Annotated in this window: 12 protein-coding genes; 11 read left to right on the top strand and 1 reads right to left on the bottom strand. The window is 42.4% G+C overall.

Annotated elements, in window-relative coordinates:
• Positions 1-392: 392 nt before the first annotated feature.
• From DBR11_RS21220 to DBR11_RS21270, 11 genes are all read left to right on the top strand, one after another.
• Positions 393-3335, top strand: coding sequence for a SusC/RagA family TonB-linked outer membrane protein (locus tag DBR11_RS21220; RefSeq protein ID WP_108554620.1), 2943 nt, complete (start codon positions 393-395; stop codon positions 3333-3335).
• Positions 3336-3371: 36 nt separating this feature from the next.
• On the top strand, positions 3372-4886 hold the full coding sequence (locus DBR11_RS21225; protein ID WP_233260853.1) for a RagB/SusD family nutrient uptake outer membrane protein: 1515 nt from the start codon (positions 3372-3374) through the stop codon (positions 4884-4886).
• Positions 4887-4896: 10 nt separating this feature from the next.
• Complete coding sequence (locus DBR11_RS21230; RefSeq protein ID WP_108554621.1) at positions 4897-6000, top strand: discoidin domain-containing protein; 1104 nt, start codon at positions 4897-4899, stop codon at positions 5998-6000.
• Positions 6001-6020: 20 nt separating this feature from the next.
• A complete protein-coding gene (locus tag DBR11_RS21235; RefSeq protein ID WP_108554622.1) occupies positions 6021-7124 on the top strand; it encodes a DUF5007 domain-containing protein in 1104 nt (367 codons plus the stop codon).
• Between the two features lie 22 nt (positions 7125-7146).
• Complete coding sequence (locus DBR11_RS21240) at positions 7147-10278, top strand: SusC/RagA family TonB-linked outer membrane protein (protein ID WP_233260854.1); 3132 nt, start codon at positions 7147-7149, stop codon at positions 10276-10278.
• A gap of 12 nt (positions 10279-10290) precedes the next feature.
• Complete coding sequence (locus tag DBR11_RS21245; protein WP_108554623.1) at positions 10291-11859, top strand: RagB/SusD family nutrient uptake outer membrane protein; 1569 nt, start codon at positions 10291-10293, stop codon at positions 11857-11859.
• Between the two features lie 124 nt (positions 11860-11983).
• Positions 11984-12712: a hypothetical protein gene (locus DBR11_RS21250; RefSeq protein ID WP_108554624.1), complete on the top strand. Its 729-nt coding sequence runs from the start codon at positions 11984-11986 to the stop codon at positions 12710-12712.
• Positions 12713-12741: 29 nt separating this feature from the next.
• Entirely contained in the window at positions 12742-14364 is a 1623-nt protein-coding gene (locus DBR11_RS21255; protein WP_233260855.1) for a DUF5008 domain-containing protein, read from the top strand.
• A gap of 19 nt (positions 14365-14383) precedes the next feature.
• Entirely contained in the window at positions 14384-16099 is a 1716-nt protein-coding gene (locus DBR11_RS21260) for a DUF4983 domain-containing protein (RefSeq protein WP_158275351.1), read from the top strand.
• A 34-nt stretch (positions 16100-16133) separates the two neighbouring features.
• Entirely contained in the window at positions 16134-17546 is a 1413-nt protein-coding gene (locus DBR11_RS21265) for a PA14 domain-containing protein (RefSeq protein ID WP_158275352.1), read from the top strand.
• Positions 17547-17586: 40 nt separating this feature from the next.
• Entirely contained in the window at positions 17587-18615 is a 1029-nt protein-coding gene (locus DBR11_RS21270; protein ID WP_108554628.1) for a PKD domain-containing protein, read from the top strand.
• Between the two features lie 8 nt (positions 18616-18623).
• On the opposite strand, the gene DBR11_RS21275 is transcribed toward DBR11_RS21270, so the two are convergent.
• The gene (locus tag DBR11_RS21275) at positions 18624-20678 is read right to left on the bottom strand and encodes a beta-L-arabinofuranosidase domain-containing protein (RefSeq protein WP_108554629.1); all 2055 of its coding nucleotides are present in this window, start codon (positions 20676-20678) and stop codon (positions 18624-18626) included.
• Between the last annotated feature and the right edge of the window lie 348 nt (positions 20679-21026).

Consider the following 21026-nt stretch of genomic DNA (forward strand, 5'->3'; position numbering starts at 1 on the left):
CATCATGAACAGCAACACCTTTATTAAAATCTTAACGTAAAGATTTATCGTATTTTAACTTATAAGAGATTTTTGAAAAATCTCTTTAGATGAATTAATTAAATATTTTTTGATAAATATTGGATTGAGCAGGAATTCTTTTGTCGAATTTTTTGGCCTGATGTTCCTGGTTGCATCCCATTTTTAGCGAGTATTATAAACTGATTAATAAATATGAATGGAAATTTCTACGCTTAACTAACACCTCAAATTTTTTAAACAAAAGTAATCTGGCATTAGGGCCAGTGCTTTAACTGGTTGACTCCTTCTTCATATCAAAGATGGCATCTGACCGGAAGGGAATTGTTTTGATTGTTTTTTAACGTGAAACCTCCAGTCTTTAACTGAAGAATATGCGTGTTTTATTACTAACAGGTTTCTTTTTATTGGCGCTGTGCGGCAATAATTTTGCAGGAAAGGTCTTTTTTCAACGGGATACCACCAGGAAAGATACCTTGAAGGCAGTTGATCTGTCACAAAAGAAGGAGGCCCTTTTTTTTAAAGGTCTGCTTCCGAAATCGGTTTCGAAAAAACCAGCAGACCTGGCTATTTACCCGGCAACTTCTCTACAACAGGTATTAAAGGGGCAGGCTCCGGGATTGTATGTCCAGGAGCCCAGCGGAGAGCCCGGAACTGTACAGCAAATGTACATTCGTGGATTAAGCATGCCACTCCTCTCGAAAAGAGATGTCTACCAGGTGCAGCCGCTGGTGGTTCTGGATGGAATTCCTCTCGTTACAGAAGAACATCCTTTTGCTTTCGACATCCAGCAGTACGATTACAACAGAGCTGGCCCCGCAACCAACTTACTGGCAGGAGTTGATATAAACAACATAGCCAGTGTAGAGGTCTTAAAAGATCTTGCCGGAATCGCTTATTTTGGGCCCAGGGGTGCAAATGGAGTCATCTTACTTACCTCCAAGCAAGCAGGAATTAAACGCCGGGTGAACTTTAATTCTTATTTCGGCATGGCCCAGCGCCCTGGTGTAAATACCATTAATGGAGAATATGAGAATAATTTCAGAAAACAGTTCTATGACCGTTATACACCAAATGGCAGATATAACGAAGACGATGTTTATCCGCTTTACCTGAGCGATTCTTTAAATACTGCTTACTATGGTCCTTCCAATTGGAGCGATAGTTATTATAAGAATGCTGTGGTGTATGGGATTCACGCGGATATATCCGGTGGCTCAGAGCGTGCCAGTTTTCGCTTTGCCGTGGGCAATGTTAAAACTGGTGGGGTGGCTGATCAAACTGGCCTTGATAAATACAATGCCTTTTTTAACGTGAATATGAAACCATTGTCCTGGCTTCAGTTTTCAGCATCCGTAAATGGTACACGTTTAAACCGTGTTCGCAATAAAAACCTTCGTGACCGTTTTGCACAGATGGTTTATATCCCTGATTTAGGGGCTCCGCTTTCTCCCAATAAAATCAATTACGATGCCTACCTCAGCCAATTTGACAACGGTTTTGATAATAATTTTAATAACCTGGTACAAGGGCAGGGTAAGTTGATTTTTGACCTCGGAGATTTTAAATTCGTATCCAGGCTCGCTATAGACTACAATGAAGGCTTCAGAGATTTATTCTATCCAAGAACATTAATGGAGGGCAATAGCTATGCCTCAAATTATTATGGCTTTAACCAGCGCATGGTCTTTGATAATTTTCTAACCTATACACACCTGTTTAATCAAAAGCACCTGCTGAGCGCAGAGCTTGGTCAGTCTACCCAGTGGGATACCTATAAATACAACAACAGCTATGCCTATAAAGGAGTAAATGATTTCATTAAGATCAATTTGCTGGAATCTGACCCAAATAACGGAAATTATCTGAACCCACTGGCCTTTCCAAAACCACTGGTTTATAAATTCCTTGACCGGACCAAACAAAATCTGGTTGCTTTTTATGCAAAAGGAAGTTACAGTTTTGAGGAGAAATACACCTTCTCCTTATTGTTAAGAGAAGACGCCTCTTCCAATGCCCAACCCACCAGCAGGTGGCTGTTTACTCCGACACTATCTGCCGGATGGAATGTAAAGAAAGATCTGCTGGCCGGTAATAAGTTCATTTCAGATCTGAATTTCAGGATCAGTGCCGGACGTTTAGGTAAATTAAATTCATTTGATAATTATGCGCAAGGGCCTCAATATACAGCTGATGCGGGTTTTACAGGAAATCTGACCGCTCCCGGATTTAATGCTTTTGCAGTGCTGACCCGGCCTTATACATTTGGATGGGTAGGTTATGGTATTCCATGGGCTTATACTGACCAGTTGAATGTGGGTTTTGATTTTGGCCTGGCAAAAAGCCGTTTTCGGGGCAGCATAGACTTTTATACTAAAAATGACAAGAACCAGCTAATTGGTATTCCTGCCCATGCTGAATATGGTTATAGTCAAGCTTATGAACCTGGAATGAATGTGAACAATACCGGAGTAGATCTTCTGTTTAGCGCAGATGTCATTAAGGCGGGTAAAAAGGGCCTTGGCTGGACCAGTACCTTGAATTTTAACCTCAATAGAAACCGTTTAAAAGCTTTGCCAGGCGGACGTACTGAACTGGTGATCGGCAATCGTTTTTTACAGGTCGGACAACCTATAGATCAATACTGGCTGCTTCAAAATCAGGGAATCTATAATGCAGATAAGGATGTTCCACAAGTCAATGGTAAGTCCATGACCTATACAGGGATTACCCTCCACGGAGGAGATCCGGTTTGGAAAGACCTAAACGGAGATAACCGGATCGACAACAAAGACAAGACCTTAATGGGTCATATGCTTCCTAAGCTTTCGGGAGGTTTTCAGAACCAGTTCAGCTATAAAAACTGGAACCTTGATATAGACCTTTACTTTAACCTGGGTCGTCAGCTGATTAACCAGGAAATGGCCAACCGCTTTAATTTTATTAATCGCGAAGGAACGGTGGCAATGACTTCCGTAAAAGAGATTACCTATTGGGAGAAAAGAGGCGACTATAGTAAATATCCGCTTTATAATCCATGGAGTACAGTCATTCCTTATCGTTCTGACCAGGATCTATTCCTGGAAAATGCGTCTTTCCTGAAGCTGAGAACCATTTCACTTGGTTATGATCTGACCCCCTTGCTCAAAAAGAAAGGAATAGAACGTATTTATATCTATGGTTCGGCCAATAACCTGTTTACGATTACGCCTTATACCGGACAAGACCCGGAGCTGGTTGATTATACAGGTTATGATACCGGCTATGGAATGCCAATTCCCAAAACCTACACCATTGGTATCCGGATGGAGCTATAGTCTGAAAAGAAATCATAAGCCATTAATAAAAACAATATGAAAGGAAATAGAATTATATACTTTTTACTCCTACTTGCAGGATTTCTTTCTGCCGGATGTAAAAATGTACTGGACATAGATTCCACCCGCACTGTCGGAGAGAAGAACATGTGGAAGACACTGGAGGATACCAGGGCTGCACTACTGGGTACCTATTCATTGACACGAGCAGCATTAGTAGACAATGATGCATTCTGGATCTATGGAGATGTACGTACCGGCGAATTCAATAGTCCAACCCGGCAAGACTTGAAAGCGGTGATCAATAACGACCTGAATGCATCTTATCCAGTACTCGAAGCCATGTCTAACTGGAGGCGCTGGTACGCAGTGATCAACTCAGCAAATATTTTCCTTGAACGCGTAAGGGATGTCAAAATAGCGGATCCAAGGTATACCGAAAACAACATGACTGTGGATATCGCACAGATTCGCTTCCTTCGGGCTTTTGCTTATTTCTACATGGTTCGTATATGGGGAGATGTACCTTTTATCATCACTTCTCATGATGGGAGTTTTGAGAATAAGCCCAGGGAAGACAAAGATAAAGTGATGGTTTGGGCAGAGCAGGAAATACTTAAAGCAGCAGTAGATCTGCCTTATAAATACAGTGCAAACGACATACAGCAACCTGGACGTTATTACAATGAGGACGAAAACCGTTGGAATGGGGTACTGGCGCGTAAATTAACCGCTTATGCAATATTAACCCATATTGCTGCATGGCAAGGGAATTATCCAGATGTTGCGGCCTATTCCAAATTTGTACTGGACAATTACAATAAGGGTGGTAACAGTTATATCTCAACGGATGATCTTTGTTCTTCCGGGGGCTTTTTTAACGCAAAAAAATACAACCACTTATTTGGTTTCAATTTCGATTATGGTCATCAGGACGGTTCTTTTACCGGTCACCTGGAAGAACTTACTCTTGCCGAGCCTGTGGTGAACAAAAGCCTGCCCGATATTTTTATGGCCAAGGATTCTATTCTCTCCATTTTCAATGAAGAAAATGACGAACGTTTCCATCTGGATACCCTTGGACGCCCTGGCGTAGAGCGTTATTTTTCTAATTTCAATGGAAAGTACCCCATCTTCAGCAAGGTAAAAGTGATCATGGATGGAACAACTGATCCAAGTTTCCGGCTTTTTGCCAGTGCTGTCGTATTTACACGCTTAGAGGATATTACTTTGTTTCGTGCAGAGGCTTTGGCTGTTCTTGGGGAGAACCAGGGCGCCATAGACAATCTGAATACCATCCGGCAGTTGAGGAAGCTCAAAGCTTACGACGCCGTAGTGAACGGTGATTTACTGAGTGCCATTTTCCATGAGCGACAACGAGAACTCATGGGCGAGGGACATCGCTGGTACGATCTGGTTCGTTACAACCGCTTACGTCCCCGTAATCAGAAATTCATAGACCTGATTGCTCGTAATGGCATTTATTGGCCACTCTCAACAACTATTCTCGGACAAAATCCGGCGCTTCAACAAAACTCTTACTGGAAATAACTGGAAAGCTATGAAGAAATTACACTACAGTTTTATCTTATTTACCCTGCTTATTATAGGCCTGTCTTGTACAAAAGATGGAGGGTATTATGATCCACAACCGATAGACAAGGAATATAAAGGTACTACTTATGAGTACCTCAAAAGTAAACCAGGTATTTACGATTCCTTATTACGTGCCATAGAGCGTGTTGGAGCGGTGCATCTGCTGAACGATAGCAGCGTTACCCTGTTTGCGGTTACCAATCCGGGTTTTCAGATTGCCTTTACCAATTTGAACAATCTTTATGCTTTATCCGAAAAACCTTCACAGTCTTTATCTACCATAAAATATGAGCAATTAGATACCATGATGGCCCAGTACATGATTAAAGGGAAGTATACAGCCAATGACCTTCGTCAGCAAGACGGATTGGCATTAACTACTGCCCGGTATGATTACCCAATGCATGCCAAAGTGGCTAAAACGACTTCCTCAGGGTATATAACCGGCGGTCCGGAGTACATCTTAATTAGCGATACCCGACGAAGCCAGTTTAATAAGGATTGGGTGAGCGCAAATACGGGCTCCATCAATATCCATACAAAGAACGGTATTGTGCATGTCATGGCCTCAGATCATGTATTTGGATTTGATAATTTCATTACCAGATTAACTTTTAATCCGCCGCCGCCAAACCTTTTCAAAATTATTGGCGGTAAGCAAACCGTTTCCCGGGAAAATGGCGGTGGTGCTAATGGAGTTGAAGGCTCTAACAATGCCATTGACGGAAATTCACTCACTAAATTCTTACTGGGCTGGAGCCAGGGCAATAGCGTAGATATCACATTTGAGTTGGTTAGGCCAGCCATAGCTGGTGCTTATACCATTACCTCTGCAAACGATGAGTCCAGACGTGATCCTTCAGATTGGAACCTGCAGGGCTCTATGGATGGAGAAAACTGGACCTATCTGGATAGTAAAACAAACCAGGTATTTGAGGACCGGCAACAACAAAAGGTATTCCGGTTTGTGAACCGGGCAGAATTTAAGTTTTACAGACTCCAGATCACCAGGAATAACGGTGCCGATGGGATGCAGTTTGCAGACTGGACAGTCAATTTAGCCAAATAAAAAGCATATAACAAAGAGATATGAACCAAAGCGTATTATCAAACAGGAAAATAAAGTTGCCGGTGTACTGCGCAATTCTTGTCTTGCTGGTCTTTCCGGCATGTAAAAAACTCTATAATCTTCCTGATGCGAAAGAGTATTTGAGTAAGAATATTAACTATGATAATAAAATTATAGAACCCGTTATTGGCCGATGGAATATCCATGGTGGATTTAAATCAGACAATTCCAGTTTTCCGTTAACTTTTGAAATCCAAAATGCCCGCTATGGTGATGGAAGAAAGGTTACAGATCTTTTTCAGGTGAGACCAACTTATGTTTGGACTGCAGTTTATGATGGGAAAGAAAAAAGCCTGGAAGAAATTGAAGCCAAGCGCAAACTGGAAAACCATCCTTTATTTGAAGTGAGGTCTTCAGGCGAGTTCATATTATGGCCAAGTTCGACCAATGAACTGATCGAACCCAGACCAACCGACAGTACCACACTTGCCCAGGATACCCGGTTCTTTGACCTTAAAATTTCCAATACCGGAGGAACCATTGTTTTGAAGGATTTTCAGATTCGCCCCTGGAGAGAAAGACCTTACTCGCCAAGTAATGATATAAATCCTTTTACAGGAGGGGTTAACCGGGATCCAAAGGCTCCATTGGACTTGACCAAACGGGACTATATCCGGCCACGTCTGGACAATGTAATTGGTGCAACCACCCAAAAAGCATTAAGGAGTGATGATGATGTAAAGGATGTAGTTGTTTACATCAGGCACTTTGAAGGTGGAAATGGGCATAACCTGCGATTCAAATTCCTGAATACAGACAGCTTACCGATGAATCCGGCCATATTTAATGAAACCAAATGGGATTTGCTGGTACACGGTTTTAACCGGAAAATGACTAATGAATACGTACAGTATGATGTGGCTTACCCAATCCCCTTAACCTCTGCGGGAACAATATATACAGATGGGGGCAATGCAAGGGCAGAAATTAAATACTCCAGAAGAGGTTTTGGCGGCGGATTGACCACAGCCATGTTTGGTTTGGACTTTAAGATTTTCAGAGCTGGCGACTGGGAAATCGTTTTCCATTTCAAAAAAGACAATCCAAAGTTTGAAGATGAATAATGACCACCACAAATTTTATTCGATGAGACATTTTATAATAGCAATAGTACTCATGTGCTGCCTTAATGCCACATTTGTCCATGCGCAAACCAAAATTAAACTAAGTGGTAAAGTAACGGATGGAACCAATCTTGGTATTCCCGGAGCAACCGTTCTATCAGGTTCTCCTTTAAAGAGTTTAACTGCAACAAATGCTTCGGGAGAATTCGTTATTATGGTGGAGAGCGAAGCTGAACTGGTTTTTAAATCAATTGGATTTATAGAACAGCGTGTAAAACTCAAGCCCGGGCAAACCACCATTTTGATTCATTTGAAAGACAATTCAAAAGAAATGGATGAAGTTGTCGTGAGGGGTTATGTTACCCGTTCCAAACAGCTCAGTACGGGTGCTTCAACCACCATCGACGGTAGTAAAGTCCAGGATGTTCCGGTTTCTAATATCGAACAGCTATTGCAGGGTAAGGTTCCGGGATTGAATATTCAGGTTAATACAGGAGCACCTGGCTTTAGAGGAACCACCACCATACGTGGGGTCTCCTCACTTTCGGTAACCGGAAGCGGAAGTGAATCTTTTTTGCAACCCACTTCACCATTGTACGTTATAGATGGCGTACCTCTTGATGCCGATCAGGCCACACAGTTTGGCTTCCAGCAGCAAGGCCCGGGCGTGAGTCCGATATCCATGATTCCGCAGGAAGATATTGCCAGTATTGAGATCCTGAAAGATGCCCAGGCCACTTCTTTATATGGCTCCAGAGCTGCCTACGGAGTAATCATCATCACCACCAAAAGAGGAAATTCTCCAACACCAAGAATTCGGTATACCCTCAATACTTTTATGCAAAAACCACCAAAACTACGGGAAACACTGGGTGGTAACCTGGAGAGGGCACTAAAGATCCGGCAAATTATCGAAAATGCCAAAAGTCAGGGTGATATAGACCGGATTGGTTCTACACCTTTTTTAGCCGACAGTTTAAATGCTTATTTCAACAACTCGACCAACTGGCAGGATGTTTTTTACCGCACTACTTTTAACCAGACCCATAATCTGGCGATCGATGGGGGAGATCAGGTCTTCAACTACAAAACCAATCTGAACTATTATACAGAAAATGGGGTAATCCGTAATACAGGTTTTGACCGCTATAACCTGACCATGAGAATGGAATACAAGCCCAATGAAAAATTTTCCTTCGTCGGCTCTGTTTTTGGGGGTATTGGTAAAACCAATAAAGGAGAAGGGTTAGGCTTACTGCAAACCGGCGTAGCGAATAATGGAATGGCATCTTCCCTTTTGCCCGGTCCATCTTTCTTTCAGTCAACCTCTGGAGTCGTTTCCGCACTGAAAACCAAAAACGACAACAATGCAAGAAACCTCCGAACGAATGTGGAGGCCGCATATATGTTTCTGGAAGGATTGCGGGCCTCCACCAATGTGAGTTACAATTTTGATTCCAACACCGAGGATACATTTACACCGGCAGCCGCAAATGGGCAATTTGCCAAAGTGTATGCCTTTAGCGGGCGTTCAGATCGTTTGTACAATAGAAGCGCGGTGACCTATTCCAAAACATTTGGAGAAAAGCACAGCCTTTTTATAAACACCTTTAACGAGATCTATATAGAAGGGAGGCAGAACTCCATTACCCGTCAGGAGCGGACACCTAATGATCAGTTCCAGGGACCTTTAGGTTATGATGCCTATTATTCCAGGGGTGGTGGTGTGCTTACAGATTACAGAAACTTTAGATCAGCATCCTTTGCAGGTGCCGCTTCCTACGACTATATGAAGAAATATGTCGTCGATCTCTCTTATCGTTTGGATGGTACCTCAGGCAGCGGAACAGATAATCCTTATTCCAAAAACCCTGCAGTGGGTTTGCGATGGAACTTTAAACAGGAAGGTTTTTTGTCTAAGGTAGACTGGCTGGATATGGGGGCCATACGTTTAAGCTGGGGAATGAATATTAATCCAAACTCTTCTTTGGTAGATATTTACGGAAGGTACAGTATCAACGGCAACTATAATGGATTGCAGGGCATTGGTATCGATTATGGACTGATACCAAATCCCAACCTCAAACCCACCACCACCACACAGTATAATTTAGGTTTTGATATCGGTTTGTTTAAAAACACCATCGAATTGACCTACGATACTTATTACAAAAGTGTAAAGAATATGATCTTAGACCGATCATTGTCTAATGTTGCAGGTTTTGGTGTGTTGAGAAGTAACGATGCCAGTATCGTGAATTATGGTCATGAGATTTCTTTAACCGTACGACCTTTAAAGAAAGGCCCTTTGACTCTGTCTTTTTCTGTTAATGGAGCCATCAATAATGACGTATTAACCCAGCTGCCGGAAGAATATAACGGACAAATGATCCGCTGGGACGCCAATCAGGATTATCTGCAGCACCTGATTTATAGGGTAGGTGCCAATACCTTCTCTAATTATCTTCGGGTAAATCAAGGCGTCTATGCCAATAATAAAAATGTTCCGGTAGACCCGGTTACAGGTTTGGCCTACCAAACCGGAGGTCGTGCATTTCAAGCGGGAGATCCTGTTTTTAAAGACGTAAATGGAGATTACATACTAGATGGAACAGACTATCAGATCATGGGAAATTCACAACCGATTTTTACCGGCGGACTTTCCACCAATATTGGCTATAAAAATTTCAGACTTGATGTATATGCATCTTTTACAGCAAAACGAACCATTCTAAACAACGCCCTTGCCGATCGTCTTCGCTTAATGAAAGACCCATTCGGAGACCGTGCTGTGGTACCATTGACAGGGTTGGATATGTGGACAAAACCCGGTGATGTTGCAAAATATCCTTATGCTTACGACTATACCCGTTTTGATGCCATTCAGCCTTTTCGCGCAGATCAATCCTTATGGGAAGAAGATGGTTCTTATTTGAAAATCAATACGGTAACTTTCTCTTATATGTTCGAAAAAAAGATGGCCAGGCGACTGGGCGTACAAAGTATCAGGGTATATGTATCCGGAGAGAACCTGCACACCTTTACTAACTATACCGGGCCAAATCCGGAAAATGTAACCAATATGGGACGCGATGCATCGGGCGGTTATCCGGTTCCGCGTAAATACAATCTCGGTTTAAACGTAGAATTTTAAAGAAGATAAAGCATGAAAACGCAATTCAGTAATAAACTACCTATGCTGTGCCTGGTCATCACGGTACTGTGCAGCATCGCTTGCAAAAAATTTCTAAATGTGGTGCCAAAGGACCAGCTTACAGGAAACAATTATTTTAAGTCTAAAGAAGATGTGGAGTCCAATATCACCAGTCTTTATAGCAAATTTTTTGAGAAGATCAATCAGACACAAGTGATGGGGGCAACTGGTGAATACCGCTCTGGAGAAGTTATGGCCAGTACATTGCATTTTAGAGTAAATGAAGGAAGAATCGTAGAAGCCCTTGGCAGAAATGATCTTCATGCTGCAATTGACGGGAGTGCCTGGAGAGATCGTTATCACCTTTGGGACATTACCAACTGGACCACCTATTATCAGGTGATCCAAGGCACCAATATCCTGATCAGTAAACTGGAAGAAGGTATCCCGGGGCTAAGTGAATCTGATAAACAGCAATACATTGGAGAAGCTACCTTTATCCGTTGCTTTACCTATTTCTGGATGGTAAGGATATATGGTGATGTCGCCTATTATACCAATCCCTACCAGGCCAACCCCTTGGGAAGAGAAGATATGGTATCTGTGCTGAACAAATGTATAGCCGACATGAAGAGCCGAATGAACAGCATGCCCTGGACCAATAGTGATCCGTCTAAAAAAGGATCAAGAGCAAGTAGGGGCGCTGCGGTTGCACTGATTATGCATATGAACATGTGGAATGCAGGTTTCGATCCTGTTAAGAAAAATGCTTATTACACAGAAACTGCTGAACTCGGCAAAGAATTGGTGAAAAGCAACGCTTATAGCCTGTTGCCTTTGAAAAACTGGGATCAGGTGGTCAAAGGGCGTTCTGCAGAAAGTCTGTTTGAATTTTACAGGAGTATTAATTATGGTGATAATGTGAATATTGATGCACCTATCGCTGCGCCCTTTTTACGTTGGCCTTTCAGAAATCCAAGGTATGATAATCAGGTGAGTCTGTTCTATTACACAACCGAATACATGACCAAATTATTCCCGGAAGAAGTACCTGATAAACGTAAAGAGCCTATAGAAAATGATGGTTGGTTTGGAGACCAGTATGGCGGAGGGGTATATTCTGGCGATGAAAAATTTGTGATGACCAAATTTGCCCATAATATCCCGGCTTCCGAAAACTCTGCGGTGAATCCTGACAACACTTTTCTGATTTTCAGGTATGCTGATCTATTGTTGCTTAGGGCAGAAGCACTCGCTGAATTGGGAAACAATGATGCCGAGGCCATTAATATGGTCGGACTGGTACGTACCCGTGCCCAGGCTGGCCCGTACGATGGTGGTGGTGGCAGTGATTTGAAGGATTTTATTTTTATGGAAAGAGCACGTGAATTGATTGGAGAAGGACAACATTACTTTGACCTGGTACGCACCGGACGAATTATGAGTTCGAAATGGGCACGTCATCCCTTAAACAGAGATCAGTTCAATAGAAGGGCTTGGACCTGGCCAATAGATCATGTGGCAACAAACAATAATCCTTATATGAGTCTGAACGATTACTGGGAAAGTTCAGGCCTTTAATTCTAGTCCTTGAAAAAAATAATATAAACCCGATATGATTAGAATAATGATTAAGCACGCAGAGCAATAATTATTCTAATCATCAAAGGCTCCATCTAACAATTAAACAGCATAAAATAAATAGATGAAACATTTCAAAAAATCAATTATAAACCTGGTCCTTCCGCTGTTGCTGCTCTTATGCATTTTTGCAGCATGTAAGCGCGATCAGTATTATACAGACGGTGGATTGGCAAAAGGAAGATTCGAGGGAACCGTTCTTCAATACCTTTCTTCTAAACCAAAAGAATTCGACTCTCTGGTAAAGATCATTAAACTGGCGGGTTTGGATAAGACCTTAAGCAGTGATGAAATTACTTTTTTTGCACCAAGTGACGTCAATATCAAAGCTTTAATCGGGCGTCTCGACCAGGGTGGCATCAACAGACGGCTTTATAATGAAGGTAAAGATACCATTAAGGTTCTTTCAGATATTGATTCTCTGATCTGGAGAAAATTTCTGCTCCGCTATATCTACAAAGGTAGGAATAAATTGATGGATTATCCCCAGATTGATTTTGGACAACAGGTCATCTATCCAGGGCAAATCTATTATGCTTATGGCAATACAGTGGCAAATATTGGGGTAGTATATAACGATGCCGGCGGCGTACGCTATATGGGTTACCGTCAACTCCATATTTCTTATATCCCCGATATTTCCAGACCTGCAGATAACTGGCGAACTGTAAAAGTCTCCTCATCAGATATTGAACCCAATAATGGTATTGTGCATGTACTGGAAGTTAGTGGTAATCAGTTGGGTTTTGATCAGGGAGAAATGGAGAATGACATATCAAACAGTAAGCGTTAAGGGCCATGTATTATAAAGGATCATACAATATGAAGAAGATGACTATCGCCGCCGCCTTTGCAGCATTCCTGATGCTGGCGGGAGGATGTTCTAAAAAAGAAGAAGTGTTCAACGAGCCTTACGGGCAAGGCAAGAGTGCTTTGGGTATTGTGATCAATACCACGCAAGCACCTGTTCCTGAATCTGGAAACCCTGGAGTAGAAGTATCAATTAAAGCAACAGGGCTGGTTCCCTATAAAGATAAGCTGATCCTAAGAATTAACGGGGAGCAAGCTGTGGTCAAAGAAGTGACTGAAACAGGTATTAAAGCTGTGGTTCCGGATAATGCCAGTTCAGGCGTTATATCCGTTTCTGTAGATGATAAGGTGGTTTTTGGGCCCATCTTTAAGGTAACGGGTTACCTGTCAGTAGACCCCACCTTCCGGGCTACAAATGGGGCCAATGGAGCTGTTTACCAACGTCTTGTTACTGATGATGGTAAAATCATGCTGGTGGGAAGCTTTAATAATTACGACAACCGCGCAGCCATCAAACCCATCAACAGGATTGTGAGGACTTTTCAGGATGGAAGCTACGATGCTAGTTTGCGATCCGGTAAGGGCGCCAATGGCTTGCTTACCAGAATTATCGCCTTGCCTGGAAAATTCGTTGTTGCAGGATCATTTAACGGTTATGACCAGCGTACAGAAAACATTAGTAACATCACCATGCTCAATACCAATGGAAGCATTGATACCATGGGCGTAAAAACCTTTAGAAGACCTACACAAACAGATACTATTAAATATTTTCCGAAGTTTAACGGAGGTACAGATGGAGGAATAAGCCAGATGTATGAACAGAACGGTAAAGTTTTGATCACCGGTTCATTCCGGTATTATGTATCCAGACGGTACGATAGGCCCAATAAATACGAAACCAGAGATACCGTAATCCTGGATAGTACGGAGATCCGGCAGATTGCGCGTTTAAATGCTGACGGAACGCTGGATAAGTCTTATCGGTTTAACACCGCAACAAATTCCGGTCTCCCAGGCGGAAATGGTAATATACAATCCTACATGCATAAAGAAGGAGCCCTTGCAGGGAAACTGCTGGTATACGGTGCCTTTACGAAATTTGACAATACCACTGCCGGATATATTACCAGGTTAAATCCAGATGGTACGGTAGATCCAACTTTCAATCCTGGTGGCACCGGGGCAGATTTTAAAATCAACAATGCCAGCTATAATGCGCTAACAAAACGATACATCATTACCGGAAGTTTCCGAAGCTACAATGGAAAGAGTAGTGAATACATCGCCATGCTGAATGAGGACGGAACGCTTGATCCCACTTTTGTACCTAAAAAGGTAGAAGGAAGCCTTGCCGATTCTAAACAGCTCAATAATGGTTTAATTGTCGTTACCGGTGGATTTAAAACTTATGGCGGCGTTATCCGGAATGGATTTATGATCCTTGAAAAGACCGGTGCTCTGGCGGTGGGATATAATTCTACCGGAATCTTTAATGGCTGGCTGGGCGACGTCATTGATACGCAAACCGAAGACGGAAAACCAGCCATACTCCTGATTGGAAGTTTTGATAGGTTTGATAATGAGCCCGTCAATAACATACTCCGTCTGGTTATCAATAAAGAAAAACCTTAACCCTATTATCATTTGTATTATGATCACACGATTTAAAAAATATCATAACTGGTGCCTGGCTTTGACCTTTAGCTTAATAGGTATACTCTCGGCCTGTAATAAGGGCTTTGATAAGATGATCCCCGATAGCAATCATCTTGACACGGCTACGGTAGCTTACGGTAGCCCTAAAGTGCTTTACATTATCGTAGATGGTGCAAGAGGACAATCTGTCCGGGATGCACGAACCCCTTTCATCAGTTCTTTGCTACCCAAATCCATTTATTCCTGGGTGTCTTTAAGCGATGAAACCGTAAGTCAGCCAGGAACTGCCTGGACGGATATGCTGACCGGGGTACGTAAAGCCAAACATAACGTAGACGGCAATAATTTTTCAGCTAACAACCTGGCTACATTCCCCCTTATTTTTGAGCGGATTAAACAAACCTATCCTAAAAGTGTGCTTAAAGTATTCACTACTTCAGCAATATTCAAAGATAACCTTACAAAAGGAGCTGATGTAAGCGAATTGCTGACCAATGATCAGGCTGTTAAAGAAAAGGTCATTTCCAGTTTCTCAGATGAAGCATTAACCATGGTAACCGGACATTTTACCGGCATAGATGCTGCGGGTGCCAAAAATGGGTACGACCTCTCCGTGCCAGCCTATAAAGATGCGATTGTTAAGTTTGATAATGATTTGGGTGAGGTGCTTCAGGCACTTGCCAAAAGACCCAATTATGCCAAAGAAAACTGGATGGTGGTGGTGGCCTCCAGCCGTGGAGGTCATTATGATATTCCAGCTGAAAGTAATGACAATACCGTATTTAGTAACCCAGATGTAAACACGTTTACAATACTCTATTCCAACAGGTACAAAACCCGTTTTATTGGTAAACCTTATTTAGGTAATAAATATCAGGGAGATTTTATTCGCTTTAATGACCATAGAAAAGCGCAGGTAACCGCAGGCGATAATAGCGTCTACAATCTGGGTACAGCAGAATTTACTGTGGAGTTGAAGGTGAAGAAAAATAAAGGACCAAATAACAACTATAAATTTTATTACCCCTCTATCCTTGGTAAGCGGGCAGAGTGGACCTCGGGCTGGCCAGGGAATGGCTGGGTTATCTTCCTGGAGGACAATTATTGGATGTTTAATGCTAAAGGTCCGGGCGGAGGTGATCAGGTTAAAGGAACAGAGTTGGCAGATGCGACCTGGAACAGTGTTGCTGTAGTTGGGGTCATCAGGGAGAACAAACGATATGTGAGAACTTTTACAAATGGAGGCTTTAACAACGAAAGAGACATCTCCGGATGGGGAAATATGGACAACTCTGCCTTGCTTACCCTCGGGTATCTTGCAGGTACAGGTCACGGTGAACCAGATGTTTATGTCAGTGATGTAAGAATATGGAAAGCTGCTTTACCAGACTCTGTAATCAATCGGTTTGCTTGCGATACATACGTAGATCCGGGTCATCCCTATTATCAATACCTGGCCGGTTACTGGCCCGTGGTGGGCAACAACAGCAATACAATTCTGGATGAAGGACCATTAGGTAGCCATATGACATTTTCCGGAGGTGATGCTTCCTGGGACAAACTGTCGGAATATCTGTGTGCCCCTTCGCAGGAGAATCTGGGAACGCTGGTGCCCAGAAGTGTAGATATGGCCACACAAATTATCAGTTGGCTTAAAGTTCCCCGCCAGGAAAACTGGCAGCTGGATGGGCGGGTATGGCTAGATCAGTAAACAAAACAATACACAGAACCATAATATCATGAATATGAAATTTAATTCTTTATGCCTCGCTTTTTTAAGCCTGGTCTTGTTGCAGCTTTTTTCCTGCAAGCGGAATGCTCTGGAGGATTTCGATATCGCTAAAGGAACACCTGTAACTGTATCTGCAGGTGGATTAAGAGGGAATATCCAAAGGGATAATGAAAAAATAATTTTGCAGGTGGGTTTAGGTTTGTCTGCTCCGGCAACTAAAGCTTTTCAGATCAATCTATCCCTTAATATGGATACCGTAAATACACTGATTGAAAAGAATACTTTGTCCAATACGGTAGCCCTGCCTGTGCTGTCCATTAAACTGCCCAATGTTGCAGAGGTAACGTATGGGGTAGACAGTGCCTTCTTTAATGTAGAAGTCAGTGTAACAGCGCTTGAACAATTTTATGGAAAGAAAGTAGCCCTGGCCGTAAGCCTGGATGACCCAACCAAGGGAAATCAGGCGAGTAAAATCAAAAGGACCACTTTAATCGTGTTGGATACCAGAGATTTAGTGAAACAGGAGGAGATACATTATTTATCCATTAAAAATGGCGGAGGCGGTGTGTTAAAAGTGACTAAAGGAGAGAATTACAAAGTAACCTCGGCCGGAGTTACTATTTCTCTTGATGTATTGCTGGCTGGGATTCCAGGATCTGCCTTCAGTATAAAAACCACTGTAAATACAGATACCGTGGCCAGTTTAGTAGCCAATAAAGTACTTCCGCAAGGCACACTGCCATTAGCAAAAGGGAAGTACTTGCTTGATTCGGTGATTAATTTTCCAGCAAATAAAACGCAGGCCACTTATGAGTTAAATATTCCCTGGAGTACAATGGATCAAAACCTGAACAATTCTACCGCACTGACCATCCGGCTGAGTAGTTCAAATAAACATGTTTTGCATCCGGTGAACAGTGTTGTTGTGGTTTTGATTGATCCTTCGGTGAGCTTAGATAACAATTCGTTTATTACAGGTAATGGAACAGGACTTAAGGCGGAGTATTTTAAGGGTACACAAACGATAAACGAAGGGGGCAGACTTCCTGACCTGGTTAGAATAGATCCCCAGATTAACTTTGTGGGTTGGCAGCCCTTCCCTGAGCAAGATGACAACTGGTCTTCCAGATGGACTGGAGAATTTCTGGCCCCTGTTAGAGGAGAATATATTTTCTATCAAACGAAATGGGATGATGGTGCGCGGTTGTTTATTAACGGAGTAACGATCGTAGACGACTTTACCGCAGAATGGGATAAGCCGACCAGATTCGGAAAGATATTCCTGGAGCGTGGCCAGCGTTATTCGATAGAAGCCCAGCACCGGGAAAATGTAGGGGGTCAGCAGGCTATATTGGAATATGAAGTGCCAAGCGCTGGGGTTGGTAGACAAGTTGTTCCAAAATCACAACTTTTTCCTGCTCCCTAGGTTAAACGTTAAAGGAATTGAAAAATAAAACCCTTGAATAATGAACAACAGAATATCTTATATCTTTGCAACCCTCTTTATTCTTTTTGCAGTATCCTGCAAAAAGAATAAAGAGCAACCGGTTGAAGTGCCTGAATCGCAAAAACCAACAGCTAGCTTTAACTATAAACAGGTTAGTGTCGATGATCCTTTTACTTTCAAGTTTGAAAATCTCTCCAAAGATTTCAAAGAGGTCAGATGGGAATTTGGAGATGACAGCACCACTACGGAGGTTTCTCCCGTCCATACCTTTATCAATACTGGAGAATACCGGATCAAAATGGTCTCTAAAAATGATCAGGGGTACTGGGCACAAAGAGAAGTGAAGATAAAACTTAATCCAGACAGTATCCTTAGTTATACTTCTGCAAACGGAGCGGATGGAAAAATTACCTTATCTCTAAATCCACCTGTTAAGGCTGAAACGGTATCCTGGTACAAGTTGATTGGAACAAAATTAACACTCGTTGAAACTGCACCAACCACGAAGATTGCTGTCGCAGCAGGCACCTATGATACCTATGAAGTTAGGATTACAACACCTAAAGGTTCAAAAGCAGAGGTGACTAGGTTGGTGGGCTCTGCAGGTGTTTTAAATGATATCACAGGAAATGCGGTATTCTCCGTATCCAGAGATAATGACAACGGAGCAACATCCAATGAAGGGTCGCTCAAATTGATTGACAAAGATACCAGAACTAAGTTCTTGCAATTTAATTATAAAGGAGATCTGTGGGCTCAGCTGGATTATAAAAATAATCCAGTGGTATTGGGGGCTTACTCACTGACTTCGGGAGACGATGCAATTGAGCGTGATCCGAAGAACTTTAACCTGCAGGGGTCAAATGATCTCACTTCCTGGACGGTTGTTGATCAGCGTACGAACGAAGCTTTTGCAACAAGAGGATTGACTAAAATGTACATCTTCGACAATTCAACACCTTACCGTTATTACCGGTTAAACATTCCGGTAAATAACGGTGCAGGGTTGATTCAGATTGCTGAATGGAGAGTTTTTGTGATGCAATAGATTGACTTTTAGTCCACTACAGGAAAAGCAGATATTCTTAATCTTGCGCCTCCCATAGGAACCAGTGTCAGCTCTGATACTGGTTCATTTGTTTTTATGGGGCTTAAGGGCAGTAAACCGCATAAACCGTATTGATCCATTGTCCAGTCTTTAATTTGCTTTCCTTTTATTTTTAATTCAATTGGTGCATTTGAATTGGTAAAAGGATTGTTGTCTTTTGGCCAGCTTTTACGGATCACTTTTATGGAGCGCTCCGGGTGTTCTTTATCGATCTGCAGACCGTAGTTCCATGCTGATTTGGGAAAGATCTCATAAGATGGCCATTTGCCAGGATCTGCTCCGGCCTGCCAGCCGGAATCATTCAGGGCGGTGGCTTTACTGTCCCGGGGCACATAATCTTCTTCAATTTTTAAGGAATAGGTGAGGGGGCCATAATTGATACTTATGCTGTTTTTGTTTTCTGTCCATTCTCTGGTTGTTAATTGCATTGGCAATTTTAAAGCGATCTGATCTCCTTCTTTCCAATTGTTTTCCAGGCGGATGTAATTTCCATGGCTGAGGTCTGTCGGGATGCTGCGTCCATTTACCTTTACCGAAGGATTCTTACACCAGGACGGTATCCTAAGATATAAAGGGAAGCGGACTTCTGCGGGCGTTTTTACGGTAAAACTGATCTGGTCTTGGAAAGGATATTTTGTCGTTTCCAGAAGTTTAACGGTGGTTCCTTTCCCAACGCTAGCCGTAACTTCTCCTTCTGTATAGAGTTGTGCAACCAAACCATTATCTGGTGTCGCCATCCAGGTGTTTTCTGCGTAATAAACCCATCCGGCAGCATGATTATGCTGGCAGCAGCGGCTGCTAAATGGATTCATCATCAGAAAAGGACCTTCGTTATCTATACCGGGTTTATGGTTTTTGCTGTCGCTGGCTACCATATTAGGTGCGGTAAGGTAACGTAGAGATTTGTAATCCGGCATAAAGGCAGCTGAAAAAGTGTTAAAAGCCACGTCTTCACAGTTTTCTGCCCAGAAGGTGTCTCCTGTAGAGCTCAGCAGCATTTGATCTGAAGTCATTTGTTCTACTAATCCACAGGTTTCAACGGCCTGACGGGGGTCGTTATACCCTTTACGGGCATTCTCATCGGCACCAAACATACCCCCGGGAACTTGTCCGTATTCCTCTCTGATCAGTTTGAAATTTCGGTAAGTTGCTTCTATATCCTTTGGATCGTGACTTTGCAGGGCAAATGTTGCAGGTTCTCTGAAACCTTGAGCAATATTTACGTTGTGAAGATTTGGCAACTGATTAGCTTGGCGCCAGTTCGCCGTATTTTTGTCAATTTTAGTGGCCAGCTCCAGGAGCCATTTATCTCCGGTACGGTTATACAGCCAATATACACTGGCGATATTGTCTCCGCCTCTTGAGTTTTCCCAGTAATCTTCGAGGAATTTATTGTCGGGAACTGAAAGTTCATACTTGAAGTATTTGGTCATAAAAGGAATGACTCTTGGATCTTTGGAGTACTCATAATAGGATTGCAGACACCACAGCATAGACATATTGGTCCACAGATCCCGGTTTCCGTTACGTTCTACTGCCGGCCCAAAATCTCCGTTATCGCGTTGGTTATTGAGTACAGCATCTATCCAGAATTTGGCTTCTTTTATGATCTTTTCATCCTGGAGCATATAGCCAATATTGGCATAGCCCTTCAGCCAGTAGGGAAGTTCTTCCCAGCCATACTTTCCTTTGCCTTCTTTATTTAACCAGGCATTGTCTACTTTAGAGAGCCAGATACTGATCTCGCCAAGATTGCCGGTCAGGCCATCACGTTGTAATTCCAATGCTTTTTTTAACCATCCTCCTGCCTGGATACTTCCAACCGGAAGCTTAGTGAAGTATTGGTTTTGAAGGGGTAGTTTGTTGTTTACATAAAATGAATTGCGTTGCTGATTGGCTGCTTTAACGACGCTGACCTGAAGTTTGTGCTCCTGTTTTTTTACCTGGGCAAAAACAGATAATGGAAGCAATGGTAGCGCCATCATCAATAAACCTTTTCTCATAAATTTATAATTGGTTAAGTTTTCTTTTGTGTCAGGCTAAGCTACTTTAGTTTTCGTCCAGGAGATTCGTTATATTTTATCAAAAAATCATCAAATCGTATCAATGTTTAAATTGTTGAGAAGTGAATTTGGGGATGAATTATGTCGGAAAATTCTGTACAGCTTCTTCAGCCCGCCTGATATCGTTAGCCTTGAAGCAGCTGTACAGAATTTTTTGATAAATTCACCCCATCTTAAACCTTTGTATGGTAAACAGATTACAGAAAAATATAATAATAGGAGGGAGTAGGGGAGAAAATTAAAGAGCCTTCTATCGGGATCGAACCAATGACCTACTGATTACAAGTC

The organism is Pedobacter sp. HMWF019 (assembly GCF_003061025.1).
Classification (GTDB): Bacteria; Bacteroidota; Bacteroidia; order Sphingobacteriales; family Sphingobacteriaceae; genus Pedobacter.

Coding starts and splice junctions, on each gene's coding strand:
- DBR11_RS21230 (WP_108554621.1), top strand. CDS start 4,897: ATGAAGAAATTACACTACAGTTTTATCTTATTTACCCTGCTTATTATA.
- DBR11_RS21250 (WP_108554624.1), top strand. CDS start 11,984: ATGAAACATTTCAAAAAATCAATTATAAACCTGGTCCTTCCGCTGTTG.
- DBR11_RS21275 (WP_108554629.1), bottom strand. CDS start 20,678: ATGAGAAAAGGTTTATTGATGATGGCGCTACCATTGCTTCCATTATCT.
- DBR11_RS21235 (WP_108554622.1), top strand. CDS start 6,021: ATGAACCAAAGCGTATTATCAAACAGGAAAATAAAGTTGCCGGTGTAC.
- DBR11_RS21240 (WP_233260854.1), top strand. CDS start 7,147: ATGAGACATTTTATAATAGCAATAGTACTCATGTGCTGCCTTAATGCC.
- DBR11_RS21225 (WP_233260853.1), top strand. CDS start 3,372: ATGAAAGGAAATAGAATTATATACTTTTTACTCCTACTTGCAGGATTT.
- DBR11_RS21245 (WP_108554623.1), top strand. CDS start 10,291: ATGAAAACGCAATTCAGTAATAAACTACCTATGCTGTGCCTGGTCATC.
- DBR11_RS21260 (WP_158275351.1), top strand. CDS start 14,384: ATGATCACACGATTTAAAAAATATCATAACTGGTGCCTGGCTTTGACC.
- DBR11_RS21265 (WP_158275352.1), top strand. CDS start 16,134: ATGAAATTTAATTCTTTATGCCTCGCTTTTTTAAGCCTGGTCTTGTTG.
- DBR11_RS21270 (WP_108554628.1), top strand. CDS start 17,587: ATGAACAACAGAATATCTTATATCTTTGCAACCCTCTTTATTCTTTTT.
- DBR11_RS21255 (WP_233260855.1), top strand. CDS start 12,742: ATGAAGAAGATGACTATCGCCGCCGCCTTTGCAGCATTCCTGATGCTG.
- DBR11_RS21220 (WP_108554620.1), top strand. CDS start 393: ATGCGTGTTTTATTACTAACAGGTTTCTTTTTATTGGCGCTGTGCGGC.